General features: G+C 68.4%; 15 protein-coding genes and 1 pseudogene. 8 read left to right on the plus strand and 8 right to left on the minus strand.

The features are described 5' to 3' along the window. Positions 1 to 156 precede the first annotated feature (156 nt). Positions 157 to 546 (minus strand): hypothetical protein, encoded by a 390-nt coding sequence (locus ACFY3I_RS42815; protein ID WP_390866371.1) that lies wholly within the window; start codon positions 544 to 546, stop codon positions 157 to 159. A 315-nt stretch (positions 547 to 861) separates the two neighbouring features. On the opposite strand from ACFY3I_RS42815, the gene ACFY3I_RS42820 reads away from it, so the two are divergent. Beyond that, positions 862 to 1,617 (plus strand): dienelactone hydrolase family protein, encoded by a 756-nt coding sequence (locus tag ACFY3I_RS42820; protein ID WP_390866372.1) that lies wholly within the window; start codon positions 862 to 864, stop codon positions 1,615 to 1,617. A gap of 85 nt (positions 1,618 to 1,702) precedes the next feature. Here ACFY3I_RS42820 and ACFY3I_RS42825 read toward each other — a convergent pair whose 3' ends face one another. Beyond that, positions 1,703 to 2,806: a Zn-dependent alcohol dehydrogenase gene (locus ACFY3I_RS42825; RefSeq protein ID WP_390866373.1), complete on the minus strand. Its 1,104-nt coding sequence runs from the start codon at positions 2,804 to 2,806 to the stop codon at positions 1,703 to 1,705. Between the two features lie 503 nt (positions 2,807 to 3,309). Here ACFY3I_RS42825 and ACFY3I_RS42830 point away from each other — a divergent pair. Then, entirely contained in the window at positions 3,310 to 4,197 is an 888-nt protein-coding gene (locus tag ACFY3I_RS42830; RefSeq protein ID WP_390866374.1) for an LAETG motif-containing sortase-dependent surface protein, read from the plus strand. Positions 4,198 to 4,344: 147 nt separating this feature from the next. Here the strand turns inward: ACFY3I_RS42830 and ACFY3I_RS42835 are convergent, their stop codons facing one another. Further along, positions 4,345 to 8,031, minus strand: a complete 3,687-nt coding sequence (locus ACFY3I_RS42835; protein ID WP_390866375.1) for a S8 family serine peptidase — start codon at positions 8,029 to 8,031, stop codon at positions 4,345 to 4,347. A gap of 722 nt (positions 8,032 to 8,753) precedes the next feature. Here ACFY3I_RS42835 and ACFY3I_RS42840 point away from each other — a divergent pair. From ACFY3I_RS42840 to ACFY3I_RS42850, 3 genes are all read left to right on the plus strand, one after another. Further along, positions 8,754 to 10,355, plus strand: coding sequence for an ABC transporter substrate-binding protein (locus ACFY3I_RS42840; RefSeq protein WP_390866376.1), 1,602 nt, complete (start codon positions 8,754 to 8,756; stop codon positions 10,353 to 10,355). A 27-nt stretch (positions 10,356 to 10,382) separates the two neighbouring features. Then, on the plus strand, positions 10,383 to 11,684 hold the full coding sequence (locus ACFY3I_RS42845) for a hypothetical protein (RefSeq protein WP_390866377.1): 1,302 nt from the start codon (positions 10,383 to 10,385) through the stop codon (positions 11,682 to 11,684). A 291-nt stretch (positions 11,685 to 11,975) separates the two neighbouring features. Next, positions 11,976 to 12,296, plus strand: coding sequence for a transposase (locus tag ACFY3I_RS42850; protein ID WP_390866378.1), 321 nt, complete (start codon positions 11,976 to 11,978; stop codon positions 12,294 to 12,296). A gap of 211 nt (positions 12,297 to 12,507) precedes the next feature. Here the strand turns inward: ACFY3I_RS42850 and ACFY3I_RS42855 are convergent, their stop codons facing one another. Together ACFY3I_RS42855 and ACFY3I_RS42860 are read right to left on the minus strand one after the other, a co-directional pair. Continuing rightward, entirely contained in the window at positions 12,508 to 12,669 is a 162-nt protein-coding gene (locus ACFY3I_RS42855; RefSeq protein WP_390866379.1) for a hypothetical protein, read from the minus strand. 75 nt (positions 12,670 to 12,744) lie between these two features. Beyond that, complete coding sequence (locus tag ACFY3I_RS42860; protein ID WP_390866380.1) at positions 12,745 to 13,983, minus strand: helix-turn-helix domain-containing protein; 1,239 nt, start codon at positions 13,981 to 13,983, stop codon at positions 12,745 to 12,747. 240 nt (positions 13,984 to 14,223) lie between these two features. Here ACFY3I_RS42860 and ACFY3I_RS42865 point away from each other — a divergent pair, with 240 nt between their 5' ends. Next, positions 14,224 to 14,508: a hypothetical protein gene (locus ACFY3I_RS42865; RefSeq protein ID WP_390866381.1), complete on the plus strand. Its 285-nt coding sequence runs from the start codon at positions 14,224 to 14,226 to the stop codon at positions 14,506 to 14,508. A 368-nt stretch (positions 14,509 to 14,876) separates the two neighbouring features. Here ACFY3I_RS42865 and ACFY3I_RS42870 read toward each other — a convergent pair whose 3' ends face one another. Both ACFY3I_RS42870 and ACFY3I_RS42875 read right to left on the minus strand, forming a co-directional pair. After that, positions 14,877 to 17,399: a Helicase associated domain protein gene (locus ACFY3I_RS42870; protein WP_390866382.1), complete on the minus strand. Its 2,523-nt coding sequence runs from the start codon at positions 17,397 to 17,399 to the stop codon at positions 14,877 to 14,879. A 111-nt stretch (positions 17,400 to 17,510) separates the two neighbouring features. Continuing rightward, a complete protein-coding gene (locus tag ACFY3I_RS42875) occupies positions 17,511 to 17,795 on the minus strand; it encodes a hypothetical protein (RefSeq protein WP_390866383.1) in 285 nt (94 codons plus the stop codon). Positions 17,796 to 18,162: 367 nt separating this feature from the next. Here ACFY3I_RS42875 and ACFY3I_RS42880 point away from each other — a divergent pair, with 367 nt between their 5' ends. Both ACFY3I_RS42880 and ACFY3I_RS42885 read left to right on the plus strand, forming a co-directional pair. Further along, on the plus strand, positions 18,163 to 19,305 hold the full coding sequence (locus ACFY3I_RS42880) for a hypothetical protein (RefSeq protein ID WP_390866384.1): 1,143 nt from the start codon (positions 18,163 to 18,165) through the stop codon (positions 19,303 to 19,305). A gap of 297 nt (positions 19,306 to 19,602) precedes the next feature. After that, positions 19,603 to 19,956, plus strand: coding sequence for a DUF2750 domain-containing protein (locus tag ACFY3I_RS42885; protein WP_390866385.1), 354 nt, complete (start codon positions 19,603 to 19,605; stop codon positions 19,954 to 19,956). Here ACFY3I_RS42885 and ACFY3I_RS42890 read toward each other — a convergent pair. Further along, positions 19,922 to 20,805, minus strand: a pseudogene (locus ACFY3I_RS42890) (IS5 family transposase). The gene ACFY3I_RS42885 and the pseudogene ACFY3I_RS42890 overlap by 35 nt on opposite strands. Between the last annotated feature and the right edge of the window lie 121 nt (positions 20,806 to 20,926).

Raw genomic sequence — 20,926 nt, forward strand, 5'->3', positions numbered from 1 at the left:
GCGGAGGAAGCCGACAGCACGAACCGGCACCGACACCGGCTCGACCTCGACGGCACCGAGCCGGTGCCGGACCGTCCGGGCCGAGGAAGGGACCACCCCGGACGACGGTCTCCGGGAGGACTCAGCCGCCGCTCACCGAAGACCGTGCGCTACGTCCTACTGCCAGCGGACGACGTACGGGTCCGTGGTGGTGCCCTCGGCCCCCCACTTGGCCCCGGGGGTGCTGGAGTTGAACCCGCCGGGGAGCGGCAGGACGGTCGTGATGTCGAAGTGGGCCTTGCTGACGTTGTAGAAACCGCCGATGGTGTACGGGCCGGTGCCCACGATGTCGAAGGTCTGGCAGTCTCCCGGGTTGACCACGTAGGAGTGGAGGCCGGTGGACCAGGTGATGTCGGCGACGTAGTTGCCCTGGGCGCACAGCTGGACCCGGTGGTTGCTGATGGCGGCAGAGGCCGGCGAGCCCAGGGCGATGACGGCCGCACCGGCGGCGAGAGTGGCGGTGAGGGCGACCGTCGAGCGTCGTCCCAGGCCTCGTCTGATGTGCATGGCAATTCCGTTCTCGTCGATGGGCAGCCAGTCACGTAGTCGGTTCCGGTTCCCATCGGAGGACCCTGCGCATGACTGCACGCCCCGCTGGCGCGCGGGGTTGTCACCTTGTCAACGTACGAAGATCGGTCCGAGGTTCAGCCGAGGTTGCTGGCTCATCGACCGCAGGCCCTCACCCATACACACGTATGCCTAGGAGACCCCCACGCGGGAATGTGGTGGCACATGTGAGTCGTTGCGGCATATGAGCGGGGTGTCGTCGAGCGGTGCCTGTGCTCACCCGACATCTCTTCGACCGGAAGGCATTCTCCCGCCATGGACACTGTGACCGGAACGCTCGTGGACATCACCACCCCCGACGGCACCGCCGACGCCTACCTCGTCCACCCGGACGACGGGCAGCCGCATCCAGGCGTGCTGCTCTACCAGGACGCCTTCGGGCTGCGCCCGCACCTGAAGGCGATGGCCGACCGGCTGGCGGCCGCCGGGTACGCGGTCCTGGTCCCGAACGTCTTCTACCGGCACGGGCGTGCGCCGGTCGTGGCACTGTCGGAGTACATCGACATGGAGGCCCGCCCCGACATCGTCGGGAAGATCGTCCCGCTCATGGAGTCGCTCACCCCCGAGACGACGGAGCGCGACGCAGGCGCCTACCTGGCGTGGCTCGCGGACTCCCCGCTGGTGACGGACGGGCTGGTGGGCATCACCGGCTACTGCATGGGCGCCAGGCTCGCCCTGCACACGGCCGGCACGCACCCGGACCGGATCGCCGCGGCGGCCGGGTTCCACGGTGGCGGGCTGGCCTCCGAAGCACCCGACAGCCCGCACCTGCTCGCCGGCCGGATCACCGCCGAACTGTACTTCGCGCACGCCGACGCGGACCCCTCGATGCCCGAGGAACAGATCCGCCGTCTCGAGGACACTCTCACCGAAGCGGGCGTCCAACACCGCTGCGACGTCTACCAGGGCGCGCACCACGGCTACACCCAGTCCGACACCGCCGCTTACGACGCCGTCGCTGCCGAACGGCACTGGAAGGAGCTGCTCGCCCTGTTCGCCCGCGCGCTCTGACAAGCGGCCTCCGGACCGGGATTCAGGTCACTTCGGTCCCTGCGTCACGCCCGAACGGATAGGTCGGGCCCGGCGGACTTCGTGGTCAGTCGAAGACGATGACGCCCCGGATGTTCCTGCCGTCGCGGAGGTCCTGGTAGCCCTCGTTGATCTGGTCCAGTCGGTAGGTGGACGTCACCAGCCCGTCCAGCCGAAGGTAGCCGGAGCGATGCAGGTCCAGCAGCCGGGGGATGTCGAACTGAGGGTTCATGGATCCGTAGAGGGAACCCTTGATCTCCACCTGGCGCTGGAGCATCCAGTCGGCGACCGAGCGGATCTCGAACGCCGAGTTGGCCAGTCCGGTGATGACGACGACACCGGACTTGCCGACGGCCAGCTGGGCCTGCTGAACCACCTCCTGGTCCACCTGGCCCACAGTGACCAGCGCCTGGTCGGCCATGGAGCCGTTCGTGAGCTCCTTCAGCTTGTCCAGGGCCGGACCCGCCTCGGCGAAGACGTGTGTGGCTCCGAAGCTCCTGGCCGCCGTCCGCTTCATCTCGACCGGATCGACGGCCACGACGTTGACCGCACCCGCGTGCACGGCTCCCTGCACCGCGTTGATGCCGATGCCGCCGATACCGAAGACGACGACCGTGTCGCCTGCGGACACACCGCCGGCCCTGGTGGCCGTGCCGAACCCGGTCGGGACGCCACAGCTGACCAGGACCGCCTGCTCGGGAGGCAGCGAGCCGTCGATGCGGACCACCGACCGCTCCGAGGTCACCAGCCGCTCCGAAAATGCGCCCAGCTGCCGGAACGAGCCGACGTCCCGGCCGTCCAGGTGGAAACGGTACGTACCGTCCGACAGGGGACCGTCAGGCTGGTCCCCGAAGACACAGAGGTTCTGGCGGCCGGTCGAGCAGTAGCGGCACAGACCACAGCTCGGGACGAACGTGCACACGACCCGGTCCCCGGGCCTCACCTTGCTGACGCCGGGACCGGTCTCCTCCACGATCCCCGTCGCCTCGTGTCCCGCCACGATGGGCAGGGCGGTCGGCAAGTCCCCGTTCTGCAGGTGCAGTTCGGAGTGGCACAGTCCGGCTGCCTCGACCTTGACCAGCACTTCACCGTTCTTGGGGCCGCGCAGGCCGAGTTCGACGACTTCGAACGGCTTGCCCGCCTCGAAGAGAACCGCAGCATTCGTTTTCATCCGCACCTCATAGAGTCGGGGGCTCGACGGCGTGGGCCCGTGGCCTGCGACCCGCCGGACAGGCCGGCGTCATCCCGACGCCGACTCGTCAACGCGCTCTCCGGTGAGATCACGGAGGCGCACATGGGGTAGACGAGCGTGCTGTGGGGAAGGTTCACGGCTGCCCGCAGCGCGTCCACCGCCTTCGGCAGCGCGAGGTGCACCGTCCCTCCGGCGATCCGCTCGGCCCCTTCGTTGCGCCAACGCGTCATGATCCACCGTGAACTCTCGCAGGGTGAAATCTCGTTGACTCCGTGTGGAGGCGTTGCTCGTCACTCGCGAAGGGTTCGCGGCTGAGACGGAGGGCGCCGTTCAGGCATGTCCGGCAGTCGTCGCGAAACGCGACTCGGCGCGACACCTCCGCGGAACTCAGACCCAGCTGGACCATCGGCGTCCGTCCGTACGACCGAACACTTCGGGCACCGAGGACGCCGACATACGAAATGGACTCTCCTATGTCAGCAATGAGGCGTGCTGCCCTGCGTACCGCCGTGGGTGCCGGTGCCGCCGCACTGGCCGTGACGGCGATGGGCGTGACCGCCGCGCACGCCGCGGGCACCGGCTACCAGCCCACCCCGACCGCTGCCAAGAACGACGCGGGCAGCTGCCGTTTCTCCCTGGACGGTCACACCTGGGTGTCGGCGGCCCAGTTCCGCACCGGCGCGCTGGTGCCCAGCGGCGACGGGAAGGTGCGCATAGCGGTGCGCGGTGCCCAGGACCACACCTGTACCGTCTCCCTCGCCTCCTACGGCGCGCAGGGCGCGACCTGGCAGACGTCCGGGAAGCAGGTCTTCCAGGACTTCGACACCGTCACCGTGGCAGGCCACGAGAGCGACACTCTCGACATCACCGTGCCTCGCCCCGGGTGCTTCGCCCAGATCGACCTCTACGTCGGTGACACCAGGCATGACGGTGTCAGCGGCGACCTTCCCGAGGGCCCCGACCACCCGGCCTTCGGAAACGGGCTGATCGCGGCCTGGCACGGCGGTACCCAGACCTGCGCGGCCACCCCGTCCACGCCTCCGGCGTCCACGCCCGCGGCCTCCGTTCCGCCGGCTTCGACCCCGCCGGCATCCACGCCTTCGGATTCTTCGTCGGCGCCCACCCCCTTGGCGTCCGTGCCGCCGGTCTCCACCCCGACCTACACCCCGCCGAGCTCCACGGCTGCCGCGACCACGCCCGCCGCCACGGCGACGGCTGCGGCGATCTCGTCGGAGAGCACAGGCGGCTCGCTCGCCCACACCGGAAGCAGCGACACGGTACCCCTGGTGGCCGGCGCGGCAGTCCTGCTGGCCGCCGGTGGTGGTGTGTTCGTGGCCGCTCGTCGTCGCCAGGCGGCCCGCAAGCACTGAGCCCGCCGGGTCTCGTCACGCCCCGCCGGGAGGCCTCTCGGCGGGGCGTGGCCACCGCAACGCCGCGGATCCCCGCACGGAGAGCCCCGGCGCGGACCACCGCCCGGCGGCCGGAAGCGGCCGCCGGGCGGTGGCGGGGGAGACGCGTCAGGGGGTGATGCCCGCGGCGCGTACGACGGTCTGGGTCACCGTGTCGCCGTGGCCGTCGCGGGCCTCCACACGGAGGGTGAGATAGGTGGCCGAGGCGGGTGGGCGCAGGGCGACGGCCACTTTGCCGGCCCCCTTGTCGATGAGGCGGGCGGTGGTCCAGGTGGCGCCGTCGTCCCAGGACAGCTGAACCTTGGTGGTGCGCGGCGTCGTGTGGGGGCCGCCATCGAGGTGGACGGGTGTGACGAGCAGGGCGCTGCCGGTGGCCGCCTTGCCATCGTCCGAGGTGGGCAGGGCGTAGTCGACCTGGATGAGGGGGAGTTGCTCGCTGTCCCGCCCGGGCCCCGGGTGGGCCGAGGGGAACTCCCATTCGGTGCGGGTGGCGGTCGAATAGGGGAAGGCGGCCGTGGCGGTGCGGGTCGTCTCGTGGACGAGGCGGTACGCGCCCTTCTTCGCGGGCACTGCCGCGGTCAGGCTCGCGCCGCCCTCGGCGAACTGGGTGCCGTCGCGGTAGAGCCGGGTCCTTTCGGTGGTGTCCGTGCTGCCGAACGGCGTCCAGTTGACGTGGTCGCCGCCGGAGTCGCCCCAGGCGGGCAGGGTCACGTCGATCTCGTCACCGGTACGGACCGGGGCGGCGACGGTGCCGTTGAGGCGGGGGCGTACGACGGGGCCGAACCAGTCGACGTCCGTGGTGCGTCCCGCCGGGTAGCGGACCGGTCCGGAGGCGCTGTAGCACAGCAGTTGGAGTTCTCCCTGCTCGATCCAGGAGAAGGAATCGTCGGTGGTGACGTAGTCGGTGCGGTGTGCGCCGGCGGTGCTGAGCCGGTTGCTGCCGACCAGGTAGGCGGTCCAGGGGTGGACGTCGTACCGGTTCTCGTAGACCTCGTTTCCGCCGGGGTTGTGGAACGACGTCTCGACGCGGGCGAGCCGGGCCGTCCTGGGGGCGTAGACGAGATCGGCGGGTATGCGGTCCTTCCAGGTGCGGACCAGGTCGTAGAGGTAGTCGGTGTCCGGCCGTGAGGCCACCCGCAGAGAAACGCTCTTGGTGCGGGCGGCGTCGATGCGGGCGATCAGTTCCTCACCCTCGGTGCGGGACAGGCCCGCCACCTCGACCGAGGATCTGATGACGGGCTCGCGCAGCCGTCCGTCGAGGTCGTTGACGAACAGCAGGAGTCTGACACCTGCTTTCTGCGCGGCTTTGATCTGGTCGTCCGCAGTGTCTTCGTCGTCGGAGTCCCAGGGCACGACGGCCGCCTTGCCGGCCGCGTCGACGCCCTCGTAGTCCTCGGCCAGGCCTTCGCCGGGATGGACGAGGTCGAGGTCGTAGTCGTTCTCGGGGAGCTTCGCCGAACCGGGCAGGATCCACAGGTCGTCGAATTCCTGCCGGCCCGAGGACAGGCTCAGAAGGGGCTCCTGGTCTCGCCAGCGGGTGGTCAGGTACTGCTCGCCGTCGTGGACGCGCGGGGTGGGGGCCGTCCACATGCTGTCCCAGCCGTCGCCGATCAGTGTGTTGTCGTCGACGGAGGTGCCGTCGTCGAACACGCGGTAGTAGTCCAGACTCCGTGCGAAGGTCTCGGTCTTCTTGGGTGTGAGGGCGGAGACCTCCCGCAGCTTCGTGCCGTCGAAGACCAGGTTGGCGCTGCCGGTGATGTCCACCTGCGGCAACACCATCCGTGCGTATCCGGCCGAGGCCTCTCCGTGGGTGCCTTCCACGCGGAAGTCGGCGTAGACCGTGTAGCGGCCGGGCGGCAGCAGCTGGTCGGACCGGCCGTCGTCGAAGAGGTAGTAGCCCGCGTACTGGTCACCCTCGCGGAAGAAGGTGAGGGAGCCGTAGGCGGGTTCCGCGGAGCGTCCGGTGATGGTGCTGCGCACGTGGAAGAGCTGCTGGCGGGTGCTGACGCCGAGCAGGGTGCGGGTGAGTGTCCGGCCGTCGGCCGACGCCGTCAGCCGGCCGGTCCAGTGCTGGAGTTCGCCCGCCTTGACCAGGTCGGTGGTGACGGTGGTGCTCGCGGTGCCATGCGCTGGGACGTTCAGGTGGTCGTCGGAGACGGTGAAGACGCCGGCGGGGACGTCGGGCGCGTCCACGGCCAGGTCCACGGTGACGGCTCGGTCGCCGGTGTTGCTCCAGGTCGCGGTCTTCTCGACGGTACCGGCCGCGTCGCCGGGGGAGTGGATGCCCGCGTCGAGGGTGCCGGTCGCGGTGAGGGTGGCCGTGGCGGCGGTCGCGGCGTCGACACGGCCGTTGCCGCCGTCGTCCGCGGAGATGTCCGGGGTGGCCTTGGCGGTGCTGACCAGAGCGTCCTTGATACGGCTGCCGGTCCAGTCCGGGTGGGCGGCGGCCACCAGGGCGGCGGCGCCCGCGACGTGCGGGGTGGCCATCGAGGTGCCGCTGAGCGTGAGGTAGGGCCCCGAGCCCTCGGCGGCGTACTGCGAGCGGGCCGCCAGGATGCCGACGCCGGGCGCGGTGATCTCCGGCTTGAGGGCGTCGTCGCCGTAGCGGGGGCCGCGGCTGGAGAAATCGGCGATGGCATCGGCGGAGTCCACCGCCCCGACGGTAAGGGCGGCGTCGGCGGTGCCGGGCGACCTGACCGTCTGCGCGCCGGGGCCGTCGTTGCCCGCGGCGATGGTGAACAGGGCGCCGGTCTCGGCGCTGAGTTCGTCCACGGCCTGCGCGAGGACGGTCTGGCCGTCGGCGTTCTCGCTGCTGCCCAGACTCATGCTGATGACGCGGGCGTGTACGTCGCGGGCGGCCCACTCCATGCCGGCGAGGATCCAGGAGTCGTATCCCACACCCTCGTTGGCCAACACCTTGCCGACGTGCAGGTTCACGCCGGGAGCCACCCCGCGCTCCGTGCCGCCGGACGCCGCGCCGCTGCCGGCGATGGTGGACGCCACGTGAGTGCCGTGGCCGTTGCGGTCGGTGACGTCCTGACCGGGGACGAAGCTGGCGCTGTCCTTGACGACGTCCTTGAGGTCCGGATGGTCGGGGTCGTAGCCGGTGTCGAGGACGGCCACGTCGACGCCTTGGCCGGTGTTGCCGCCCTGCCAGACCTGGGGTGCGCCGATCTGGGCGACGGAATCGGCGAGGGTGGCCCGGACCTCGCCGTCGAGCCAGACCTTGGCGACACCGGCCGTGAAGGCCCCGTCGGCGGCCGGTCGGTCGGCGGAGTCCTCGGGGCCGGCCGCGGTGAGCCTCTTCCACAGGGCGCCGGAGTCGTGCCGGTCGGCGGCGAGGGCGACCCCGTTGACACTGGTGAGGGGGTGGACGTCGGTTACGTCGCCGGGCAGGGCTACGGCCCGCTTGCGCAGCGTGGCCGCGGCGGCATCGGTTCCGCGGTAGGTGACGATGAGTGGCAGCCGCTGCTGCTTGGAGTCGTCGTAGCCGTCGGCCACCAGCCGCGTGATGTCGAAGAGCCGCTTGTCCAGGACGCCGGAGGCCAGGTAGAGGCGGGCGGAGTCCGGATAGACGTAGGTGTCGCCGCCGACGGTGACAATGCGGGCGCCGGTGGGCTCCCCGTCGGCTCCCTGCACGGTCAGGGTGTCGCGCCCCCCGCCGGTGTCCGGGACGACGGTGACCTTGTCGCCCGTCACGAGAGTGACGACGGATGTGGCAACGTTGTCGGCGGCGCGCGTGGTGTCGCCGCTGGGCGGGGTGTCGGCGAAGGCGGTCCCCTGTGGGGTCGCCAAGGTGACCATAAGGGCTGCCGCGACTGCGAACAGGCGGCGTCGTCTTCGGAACATCGCGTGTGTCAAAGGGATCCCTCGACGTGGATGAATGTTCAGGCCGCCGGGAATCTATGCGGCGGACGTGCGGCTAGGGAAGCCCCCGGCATCACTGGCAGCACCCTGGCAACAACGCCGAAACAACCTGCAGATGACAGCAGTTGTCCAGGCGGGCATGCACGGCCGCGATCAGGTGTGTCCCACCTCGCCGCACCCCTGTCGCAGCCGTCAGCCGAGTCCTTGGCCAGAAGTTCCCCCGGGGTGTCGGGGATGGCCGGGCCCGAGCGCAGCCGTAGAGGCATCGCTCGCTTCACTCGTCGTCTGCGTCTCGATGTCCTTCACGCATACCCTGTAGCCTCATCGCACCGCCTCTGCATACGTTTGCCGTGCCGCGTGGCTGCGGACATCCATCGGCACGGCAGGTGGAGACATGCCTGGTGACCGTTCAAACTCATGCCTTCCATCGGCTGTGCGCCTGCAAGAGGCACATGTGTACTCTTGGCCCTGCTGGTGGGCCGATCCCGCACGCCGTGTCGGTATTCCGGGACAGCTGTGCGCAGATTGGCGGGTATTGCCCTCGACGGTTTTCCCGGAGTCGCCCCGACAGCAACGCAGGACCGCATAGAAGCCTCCGGGGCCCCGTTGTGGGACGGCGGGCCTCGAACACGCTCTGGAGAGACATCCGGATGAACCGCAAGACTCTGGTGTTGTCGGCAGTGGCCGGCCTGCTCGCCCCCGTTCTCACCGCGTGCGGCGGAACAGACGCCGGAGGCAAGGACGGTGCCATCGTCGTCGGCACGACGGACATGTTCACCGCCACCAAGGCCGAACCTGCGCCGCTCGACCCGGCCTTCACCTATGACACCAATGCCTGGAACCTGCTGCGTCAGACGATCCAGACCCTGATGACTCAGCCCAAGGGCGACGGTCCCCCGGTCCCGGAAGCCGCCCAGAGCTGCGCTTTCACCGACAACGGCAACGAACGATACGTATGTGAGCTGCGCGACGGACTGAAGTTCGCCAACGGTGATGACGTCACGGCCGCCGACGTGAAGTACTCCATCGAGCGGTCCCTGCGCATCAAGGCCGACACGGGTGTCGCCAGCCTCCTGAACACGATCGACACCATCGAAACCGCAGGTGAGCGCAAGGTCATTTTCCATCTCAAGACCGCCGACGCCACCTTCCCGTACAAGCTGACCACCCCGGTCTCGGGCATCGTCGACGCGAAGGACTACGCGAACGACAAGCTCCGCGACGGTTTTGAGGTCGACGGCTCCGGTCCGTACACCTTCAAGGCAGACGTCGACAAGGGCACGATCACCAATGTCACCTTCGAGAAGAATCCCCTGTATAAGGGAAGCTTGAAGCTGAACAACGACAAAGTCGAAATGCGCGTGTTCAAGGACTCCGACACCATGGGCGCCGCGATCGACAAGGGTGATATCAATGTCATGACCCGCACCATGTCACCGGCGCAGATCCAGAAGCTGGACGCCGGGTCGGACGAGAACGTCGACCTCGTCGAGATGCCCGGCCTCGAGATCCGCTATCTGGCCTTCGAGACCGACGCGCCCACTGTCAAATCCAAGGCTGTACGCCAGGCCATGGCCCAGCTCATCGACCGCGCCGCACTGGTCTCCAAGGTCTACGGCACGCAGGCCGAACCGCTGTACTCGCTGGTCCCGGCCAGCGTGATCGGCCACTCCAACTCGTTCTTCAACAAGTACGGCGACCCCAGCGCCGACAAGGCCAAGAGCCTGCTTGAGAAAGCCGGCATCACCACGCCGGTGAAGCTGACGCTGCACTACACCACCGACCACTACGGATCGGTCACCAAGCAGGAGTTCGAGGTTCTGCGGCAGCAGCTCAACGACAGCGGCCTGTTCGACGTCTCCATCCAGGGCCACCTCTGGTCGACCTTCCGGCCCGCCGAGCAGAAGGGCCAGTACGACGTCTGGGGCATGGGCTGGTTCCCCGACTTCCCTGACGCTGACAACTTCCTTGCGCCCTTCCTGGACAAGGACAACTTCCTCGGCTCGCCGTATTCCAACGCCTCTATCCAGCAGACCCTGATACCGGAATCCCGCCGTGCTGCCGACCGCGGCGCAGCGACTGCCAGCCTGACCAAGATCCAGGACGACGTCGCCGAAGACGTCCCGGTGCTGCCGCTGTGGCAGGGCAAGCAGTACATCGCAGCCCGGGACGACATCACAGGCACTTCCTACGCACTCAACTCCTCGTCGGTGCTGTGCCTGTGGGAGCTCAGCCGCGGCGTGAGCGAATGACGGGTGGGCCCGGAACCTGCACACCGTATGCAGAGACACACTGACTCCGCCGGCGAAGCCGGGCCGTGGCGAGACCTCCCTGGGTCTGCCCCGTACGCCACCGGAACCGGCCTGGAGCACGCCGCCTTCACCAAGACCGAACTGACCGCCGAAAACCACATGGAGATCATCCGCAACGATCAGTACTCCGTCCTCCCCTACGGCGACACCCAGCACACCTACACGTGGCTCCAACGCGTCAGGACCGGTCAGACGGCGGTTGCACGACTCTATGCCGACGAGCTGAAGGACCATGTGCCCGGATTCGGGGACGGGGTCCGGGTGCTGGAGGAGCAGGGAACCCTCACCGCGGAGGAGCACATGCAGGTCATCCGCGCCTGCGAGTACGCGCTTGTGCCAGGCGAAGCCACCCGGCAGACGCACAGGTGGTTTCAGGATGTCCGCGACGGGGCGCTGCCTGTAGCGCGGGCGTACGCGGAGGAGCTGAGGGCGAGGGTGTCCGGGTTCGGGGACGGGGTCCGGGTGCTGGAGGAGCAGAGGACGCTCACGGCGGAGGAGCACATGCAGGTCATCCGCGCCTGCGGATACGCCCCTGTCCGCGGTGGCACCACGCAGCAGACATACAGGTGGTTTCAGGATGTCCGCAACGGGGTGCTGCCTGTAGCGCGGGCGTACGCGGAGGAGCTGAGGGCGAGGGTGTCCGGGTTCGGGGACGGGGTCCGGGTGCTGGAGGAGCAGAGGACGCTCACGGCGGAGGAGCACATGCAGGTCATCCGCGCCTGCGGATACGCCCTTGTCCGCGGTGGCACCACGCAGCAGACCTATGAATGGCTCTGCAACGTCAGAACCGGAGTGTCGCCCGCCTCACGTGCGTACATCGAGGAACTGGCACACCACACGGACGGCTTCGGTGATGCCGCTCGTCCGCTGGAGGAGCAGAGGATTCTTACGGCGGAGGAGCACATGCAGGTCATCCGCGCCTGCGGATACGCCCTTGTCCGCGGTGGCACCACGCAGCAGACCTACAAGTGGTTCCATAACGTCACGAACGGCAGAAGCCAGATCTCGCAGGTCTATCTCCAGGAGATCGAAGAGGCGCAGGGGAAGAGGATTCCTCGCGCTAAAGTGATCGAAGAGAAGCGGTCACTCAATCAGGCCGATCACATGAAGATTCTCCGGAGCAGGAGCTTCCGTGTTTCTCCTCGGGGGACCACGGAGCGGACCTACGCGTGGCTTGCGAAGGCGTTGGCAGGAGAGGTGAAGAATCTCAGGGCCACGTATGCGGCGGAGATCGCCGCCGCGACTGTCGAGAATGCAGGTACCAGATGACAGGCCGTCGATAGGCACAGCACCGTGACGGCCGTACTGCCGAGACGGCCGTCACCGGTGGCCGGACCGGAGGCGGGGCGATGTCCCACTTCGCGGTGAAGCACCCGTGCTTGGCCGACGGAAGCAAAAGACCGACTGACAGCCGCTGGCCAAGACAATGGTCCGCAAGGCCATAGCCGACCGGATCGGGCTGGGCCTGGGACCGTGGATGCCACCTACGGCTTCAGCAGGGGCTGGGTTTGAACCGTTCCGGGTTCGGTAGAGGGCGCTGATCCTTGGAAGGATGCGTCCATGCCTGCCCAGCGGAAGTACCCACCGGAGCTGATCGAGCGAGCGGTGCGGATGGTCGCAGACAAGCAACGCGAGACCCCGGGACGGCCAGGGGTCATCCGTGAGGTCGGTGATCTGCTCGGCATTCATCCCGAAGCCTTGCGGCACTGGGTGAAGAAGCACGATGCCCGGGCGGCCCCGCAGGCTGCTGCCGCCCGGGACGAGTCCGCGCGGATCCGGCAGCTGGAAGAGGAGAACGCCGAGCTGCGGCGGGCGAACGAGATCCTCAAGGCCGCGGCTGCTTTTTTCGCAGCGGAACTCGCCCCCCGACCGCCGCGCTGATCCGCTTCATCGACGCCCATCGTGACCGGTTCGGCGTCGAACCGATCTGCCGCACCCTGGCCATCGCCGCCTCCTGGCTTCTGCGGACGCGGGCCCGGAACGTTGGCGGTTTCGGTGCAGGGCCGTCAGGGCGGGGTAGGCGGCGGAGATGGGCATGGTGATCTGTCCGGGGTGGGCTGGCCCCGGGTGGGGTGGGCGGACATGTTGCGTGTCATCCGGGTGCGGTGGAGGCCCGGGCGGGGACGCCCGTGCGGTCGGCCAGGTACTGGACGGCCGTGCTGCGGTCCGGGCAGTGGGCGTGCAACTCGTCCCACACGCAGATCGGTGCGTAGGCGCCGGGCTGGTGGCAGCAGTGGTGGATGCGGATGGTCATGGCCGTCTCTCCTCGGGGCAGGTGGCCGGCGCGGTGTTCGCCAGCCGGTGGTGCCACGTTGCGGGAGGCGGACCACTACTTGGTGAGTGTGGGGCCGTTGGGGCCGTAGTCGAAGCGGTAGGTGGGGATTTTGGGTGGGGTGCCGGCGCTGGGGAAGCCTTGGGTGTGGTTGTCGAGGGTGGTGGTGCCGTGTTTTCCGTCGGCGATCCAGTCGAGCTGGATGGTGTAGCGGCAGTCCTGGCCCTGTGCGCAGCCTTTGGCGACGCGGAGGTCGAAGACCTCCGGGTCGGAGGGGCCGACCTGGTAGGGGAAGGTGACGGCATCCTTGACGACTTCGCCGGTGGTGTCGTCTGTTTCGGGGCGTGCTTTCCAGGTGGTGGTGGGGTGGGAGAGATCGAGGTCGAAGTGGCGTTCGTCGACTCCGCCGCCGCATTGCCCGTAGCCGACGAGAATGCCCCGGCTGGGTGGGTCGCTGCGTTTGGTGACGGTGAGCCGCATGCGGGTGACGATGACTTTCTGCGGGGTGCGGCCCTGCAGGGTGATCTCCACGGTGGTGCCGCGGACGACGCCGGCGTCCGTCGCCTGGCCGCCCTTGACCTGTTCGAGGTAGGCGTCAGGGGTGCCGTCGAAGTACACGGCTCCACACACCGGCGCGACAGTGCTGGCCTGGATGGCGATCGGGGGCTTGCCGCTCCACTGGTCGGACTGACCGGCGGCCTTGTTAGCTGGGCCGGATCCTGCCTGCGAAGCCGTCGGTCCACCCGCAGAAGATTGTGACCCGTCCGCCCGTCCGTCTCCGCCGTCCGACCGGTCGAACGGGTTGAAGAGCGCGAGGCCCCCGCCGGCGAGGGCTACCACGCTCACCGACACCACAGCGATGCGGGCCCTCCGCGAGAGGGCCGACCACCACGAGGCGCCCGCCGTCTGCCGCGACGGTCCCGCCTCGCCGGGCACAGCCGCTAGGGGGGCTGCGCCCGTGGCTGAGACGGAGTCGGCCGCCACCACCGGCGCACTGGCCGGGGCGGCGGCGGTAGCGGTGGCGCGGTGTTTCCGGGCCTCGGCATCCAGGCGGTTACTGGCCTTTGCGTACTCTCGGCCGGCTTCGGCCGCAGCGTCTTCCCCGCCCAGTGCGCGGGCGATAGCGATCACGGTCTGGGACTGCGGCATGTTCTTGCCGTTGAGGGCGTTGGACACCGTGCTTATCACCAGCGAGGACGTCGGGTCGTGGGCACGGACTCTCTCCACGATCGCCGCCAGGGTTAGCCGGCCGTTCTCGTTGCGCAGCTGCTGAAGCCAGGCCGCGAGTTCGGCCACCGGATCCCCGTGTTCGCTCACCGCTCAGACCCCCGTCCGCCCTGATCGCCGACGGTCAGCGTAGCGGCGCGGACTGCGGCTCAACAGCCCCTTCCCTGCGCGCTGTTCACCATTTTTCGATGGTCTTTCAAGACGTTCGGTTTTATGGAAAAAGCCTGGTCAGCGGACTGCACTGAGGTCATCCCCTTCCACCGCGGCGCCGGGCTTCGACCTGGGCTGCTCCCTTGCACGGAGGACCTCATGCCCGCACACATCCCGGCCGACAACGCAGACGCCTGGCTCCAGACCATCAACCCCCACGACGCCCTGCGCGTCATCGCCGCCTGGGACCGGCTGCGCTACCACGCCCCCGACCCCACCCACCTCTCTCCCTCCCTGCACGCCCTGACCCGCATCCCGGTCCAGCGGATCTACGACCTTCAGTCCGTCCGCAACACCTGCGCCCACCCCCTGCGCCGGCCCCTCACCCAGAAGGACCTCGTCCGCGTCCTGGCTACCGCCCGCGCCCTCCGAGCCCGCCTGTGAACCCATCCCACACCGGCCCGCCGGGTACACGAACGGCGTACCCGGCCGCGGCAAGCCTCCATCGGGAGGCCAAGCCAGTAGCGGTCCTCCTGACCTCCGGAGGACCGCGCACGGTCTGACGTGGCAAGTGGGTGCGCACCGCGCCCGGGTTCACCTCACTCGGGAATGCCCGCCCACCCACCCGCGTTACAGACATCAGTGGTTGTGGAGGGGACAGTGTCCCCGGGCCTCACCTGTTGCCCATGAGGATGATCGTTCGGCTGATGTCTCATGGGGCTTTTCGCCGCGTAGGCGACCGCCCTTCACGACCACACACACGTCGACGGCCCGCCCCAGCGATCTCACGGGGCGGGCCGTCGACGTGTGTTCTAGGACCAGCGCATGCCGAGCTGGTCGAGTTCGGCGCGGCGTTGTGCGCTGAGCTTGGCGGCCCTGCGTCGGGTGTTGTCGAGCCAGGCACCGAGTTTCACGGCCGTCTGCTCGCCCTCGTCGCCGTTCCCGGTGATCTCGACGTGCTGCCGTGGTACTTGGAGGTGTCCCTCGCGGGCGTGGAATTGGCGGGCGGCGGCCAGGTTCGCCTCCCACCGCGCATCCCGCGACCGGCCGGCGCCCGGCGCCGGCTCGCCCTCCGCCAGGGGCTCGATTCCGACGGTCTCCAGGAGCCACTGCTGTGCGGGCGTGAGCTTGTCCCACATGGTCCGCTGTCCGGCCGCCCACGCGCCCAGGTCCTCGCCCTGGACGATGAGTTCGCCCGGCCCGGCCGGGAGTGTGCCGCCTGCTTTCATGTGGGCGAGGGTGAGCCGGTAGGCGCGTTGCCATCCGATCTCCCATGCGGTCGGGCACCATCCGGGGTCGATGTCGGCCAGGGCGTCCACACGGGCCTGCGCGAGTTCTCCGGCGTGGGAGATGCCCGTTTCCCCGTTCGCGCGGCGTTCGGCGTTCTCAGCGGTCCTGCGGGCCGCCGCGCGCTGGTTCTTCAGCCATACCCCGATGGGGAAGCCGTCCCCGCCCCAGACCGCGGTGGTGGGCGGGAGGAGGTGTGAGTGTGCTTCGGCGTAGGCGCGGGCGACGGCGAGGCCGGCCTCCCACGCGGACGCCTGCACGGACCACACCATCCCGAGCGTCTCCAGCTGCTCCACGCGGGACGCCTCCAGGGTTCCGGCCGCGTAGTACCGGCGCTGGTCCGCGATCCAGACCCCCAGCGGATGGGAGCCGGCCGACCCCCAGTCCTTGGGCGACACGTACATGTACGGGACCCGCAGCTCGGTGTTGCCGGTCTCGCGCAGCCACCGGGTGGCGACCTCGATGCCGCGCCGCCAGTACGCCTTCTCGGGGTCGATGACCCGCAGCCGGACGAAATGTGCGAGGGCGGCCGGGTCGCGTTCCTCGCTGAACCGGAGCACGCCGGCCGCCGCAGCGCTGACCCGTACGACGTCCTCCAGGTCGTCGTCCTGGTCCTCGCCGTCGTCCTGGTCGCGGTCGTCGTCTGCGTCCGGCGCGGGGCGGGCGTTGCGCAGGCGCGGGTCGGCGAGTGCCTCGATCGTGTCCGTGTCGTGGGCCTGCAGGGCGCCCAGGATCTTGGCGAGGGTGCCGTAGGCGTCGGAGGTGAGCAGCTCGTTGGCGTCTTCGTCCTGGCCGAGGAACACCGGGACGATCAGGGTGGCGAGCTTTCCGACGCCGGGTCGCATGCGCAGGGCGCGGCCGACCATCTGCACGATGTCGACCATGGAGCCGCGGGCGTCCGCGAAGAGCACCGCGTCGCACTCCGCCGTGTCGACACCCTCGCCCAGCACCCGCACCGAGGACAGCACCCGCAGTTCGGCGCGCACGTCCCCACCGTCGCCGTCCGGGCCCGGTCCGGTGAGGTAGTCGGAGGCGAACTCTTCGAGGACGGCCCGGCGGTGGGCGGGGGCGTGCTCCCCGTACAGCCACGCCGACCACACTTGCCCGGCGGGCGGGAACGTTGCGGGGTCGTCCTCGGCGAGGCGTGCCGCCGTCGCCGGCACCGCGGCCGCCATGGCTTCTGCCTCGCCGACCCGGCTGTGGAAGGACAGCACGCGCCGGAAGCGTTCTTCCACGGCCGCGCGCATGAGCCCGGTCTGCACGGCCGCGAGGCGGGCCCCGCGCACCGCGTCGGAACCGGTCGCCTCCGTCGTGAGGGCGGCGTAGAGGCCGGGGTCGCGGATGTCCAGGCACAGCACCTGGTACGGCGCCACCAGGCCGAGCCGGATCGCTTCGGACAGCTTCAGCTTGTACGCCACCGGACCGAAGATCTCGGAGTCCTCATCCATGGACGCCACCAGCCGCGGCCGGTCGCCATCGGCCTCCCACACGCGGGCGGTGGCGGTCATGTAGAGCCGCCGGACGGCAGGGATCTGTGTCTGGTCGTGGACGGCTGCCCACGGCTTCATTCCGTCGCCACTGACCCGGTGCGCCTCATCAATGATCATCAGGTCCCACACCCTGAGCCCGGCGGCATGCGCGCGCTGGAGGGTGCCCATGCCGATGGACGCGTACGTCGCGAACACCGTCACGGTCTCGTCGCCGCCGGTCCAGGCGATCAGTTCGTCCGGGTCGGTCGTGCAGGGCAGGCCCTGGCTGTCCGCGCCGCGCAGCGAGCAGACCCCGATCATCGCTCCGTGCCGGCCGCCCGCCCGCCAGGCGGCGGCCATCTGCAACAGCAAGTCCAGGGTGGGAATCAGGACCAGGACCCGGCGGGCGGACAGACGGCCGGCTGCCGCTACGCCGATCAGGGTCTTCCCGGAGCCGGTCGCGGCGATGACCTGCGTGCGCAGCCCCTCCGGCGGAACGCCCTGACCGGGCTGCTTGGACAGGTGGTGGAGCACTCCGTCGACGGCCTCGACTTGATGGGGGCGCAGCGTGACGGTCACGATGGGGGTCCTCCTGGTCTGTGAACGCTCTGGTGACTGGGTGGGAAGGGCGGCCGTACGCCGGGAAGTGGACGGCCGCCCTGCTGCGTGCAGGGCAGGGTGCGGCAGGACTCAGGCGTCCGAGGACGTCGTGAAGCGCCCGCCCTCACTCCTGGCGGCCCCGTGACGGCCGCGCCCGGGGCGCGCCTCATGGGCCGCGCGGACCTGCGCAGCGAGGTACAACGACTCGCCGCTGCGGCCGGGTTCGCGACTGGTGGCGGCGATGCCCCAGCGCGAGAGCTGCTTGCGGGCCGAACCGGTCGCCGACGCCCCCGTGAACCCCAGGTAGGCGGCCACCACGGACACGGACCACAACTCCTCTGCGGACGTGGGAGAAGGCGGAGGGTCTGCGGTCATCAGGCAGCGCCTTTCAGGAAGTCGACGGACACCCCATGATGCCTCACAGCGAGACATCATGGAGATGTTTCCAGAAGACTCGCACCCGCCCGAACGTTAAGACCTGCCATTCTCAGTCCGCGGGCCGCTAGCCTCGGCGCCCAGCCCCTACGTCGCCGTATCCCCACTGCAGACCGCCCCAGTGCCACCCTGGCCGTCCGTAGAGGCCCAGCGAGGGCCGGGGCCAGGGCGAATGATCGTCGCCCCGGTGCAAGGGCTGTGGTGGGCGATGTCGTGCACGCCTCGGTCAAGGGGGCAGGTGATGGACCCTCTTGCCCAGGGACGAGTAGCCGGTTAGACAGTACGCATCAACTCGTTGGGGGCGAGCATGACAAAAAGGCAACGGAAAGCCGAGGAACAAGCAAAGAAAGACGTCCTGTACGCAAAATTGCTTAGTTCGGCTAGAGGAAGAGAATCGGTAGCCTATCGCAGGTCTGTTGAGAGAGCGACAGCTAAAATCTACAGAGAAGGCGATCCGTACCGCACGCTAAATCCCATATTGATTTGTGCGGCAGTTCTCATTGGTACGTGGCTCGGTTTGTGGCAAGTCGCCGGGGACTCGGCGAAGTACAGCGAAAACCTTAGGCATGTCCTGAGTCTGACGGCATGGACAGCGGTCGATACTGCAGGATTTTCCGCTTTCATTGTCCCCGCGTTGAATCGACAGTTCGGAAAACCGCTGATCGTTGGACTTTCTGTATGGCTGGCGGCGCGCGGACTGCACTTTTTGATCGAGGGGTCGGTTTCGGACGCCAACACCTGGTACATCGCAGCGACCATTGTAGTGGTCGCATTAAGACATCGAGCTCCGACATGGTTCGAACTCTGGGTGACCAGATTAGCTGAGAGCGATTCGCATCCTTTGGACCGCGCAGGACTGGAAATGCTTGAATTCGCCTCCGTCCTCCACGAAGAACGCAAGTCCTGGCCGGATGATTCTCGGTGTCGTAGTTGGTGCAGGGCGCACAGAAAGCTGCGACGCCGAGTATCGAAGTATTTTTCCCTCACAACAAGAGCAACAACCCGAGACCTTCGTGCCGAATTTCGCGACCAAGGGCGACGGCTGGCAGTAGTGCTAAGCGAAAACGAGGTACGACTCGTCGCAGCTGGATCCGTGCACGACGTGCAGGGTGTAATCGATTCGCTAGTAGACGCCAGTGCTGCACTCCTCAGGAACGACCGCGCCCATTTGCTGCGTGATGCACCTCCCCCCACACCCCAAGCCAAGCGAATCAAGGAAATATTCACGCAGAGAATTATTCCGGGAGTGCTACTGATTGCTGCCGCTTTCTCCATTTCACGGGCGCCTGGTCTCGCCGATTACGACACGCATCCTGTGCAACTAGCCCTCGCTGCCGCAGGGATTCTCCAAATAATCACCACGAATAAGGACGTAGCTGGCAGAATAAATGAAAACTTTGGGAAGGCGGTCTGGAAAGAACCTAACTCAGATAGCGGAGATGATTCCTGACCACGATTTTGGTGTGCGGACCTCGCCCGCCGCTACACCGACCTCCGCGCCGCCCCCAACACCCCGCCCCTCCGTCCAGGCCGCCCGCGCTGGCGGCCCCGCCGCACCCTGCCCGCAGCCCAACAAGCCCGCCGCAACGCCCTGAAATCCACCGCACACGCCGCCGGATACGACTCCATGACCGCAGCGATCGACGAGACCCGACACCTGCCCGTCCCCACCGCAGCAGCCCAGATCGACATCAGCACTAACAACCCCTAACGAAATGAGTGTTGGAGAACGGTAGGCTCGGTGGCCATGAGTCAGAGCGGTTCGCAAGCGGCGGCATTCTTCCGAGACGTCCGCCAGAGCAGCGTGGTCTGGCTTGTCCGGGATGACAACGGAAGCCCGACACACCTCTCTGCGGACGGCACGCGAAGTCTTCCCTTCTGGTCGACCTCACCGCGCGCCCAGAGGGCAGCAAAGATCTGGGGGCATGGACTCCTCGTTGAGTCCATGCCCTTGCACACCTGGTGCGATCGCGTACTGCCCGATGCCGCCCGGGACGGACTCGTGATCGGCATCAACTGGAGCGGGGCGCGCCTGGTCGGCTGGAGCTTCACCCCCAACGAAGTTCTCAACCGGCTGTCGGCGGCTCACACAATGACCTGAGTTGTCGGTGGGTGATCAGGCAGCAGGCGAGTTTGAGGAATGCTTCGTGGATGTCGGCTCGCCGTTCCCAGCGGATGCGCAGGCGACGGAAGCCATGCAGCCAGGCAAAACTCCTTTCCACGACCCAGCGGTAGGTGCCCAGTCCGGTGCCGTGCACGGTGCCGCGGCGGGCGATCGCGGGCACGATGCCGCGGGCGCGGACCTGGTCGCGGTAGATGTCGTGGTCGTACCCGCGGTCGGCGAACAGCGAGTCCGGCTTCCGGCGAGGATGACCGACCCGGCCGCGGACCGGCGGGATCGCGTCGAGCAGGGGCAGAAGCTGGGTGACGTCGTTGCGGTTGCCGCCGGTCAGCAGGACCGCGAGCGGGGTGCCGTGTCCGTCGGTGATCAAGTGATGCTTGGAGCCGGCCCGTCCCCGGTCGACCGGCGACGGGCCCGTGTGCTGCCCCCTTTTAGCGTCCTGACGTGCGAGGAGTCGACCACGCAGCGGGACCAGTCCAGACGCGCGGCCGCGTTCAGTTCGGCCAGCAGGACCTCGTGCAACCGCTGCCAGACGCCGGCCTCGTTCCAGTCCCGCAGCCTGCGCCAGCACGTCATGCCCGATCCGAAGCCGAGGCCCCTGGGCAGGTACTCCCACTGGATCCCGGTGTGCAGCACGTACAGAATCCCGCAGAGCACCTCCCTGTCCGGCAACGGCTTGCGGCCGGGGTACCGGAACCTGCGCTCACGCTGCGGCAGCAGCGGCTCCAGACGGTCCCACAGTTCATCCGACACGATCCACGGCGACGTCCCCACACCGGACCGAACGCTCAACTCCCGTCCCGGACACGGCAGGCAGAACTGATCCACCTCATTGTGTTAGCCGCTGTTAGCCCGTTTCCACGACCGCGTCCGGCGTTCTGCCCTGCTGGCCCTGATTGGCGCGCTGGATGCACATACGGGTGAAGGCGAAGACCTCGTCGACGTGATC

The organism is Streptomyces sp. NPDC001068, from assembly GCF_042897315.1.
Classification (GTDB): Bacteria; Actinomycetota; Actinomycetes; order Streptomycetales; family Streptomycetaceae; genus Streptomyces.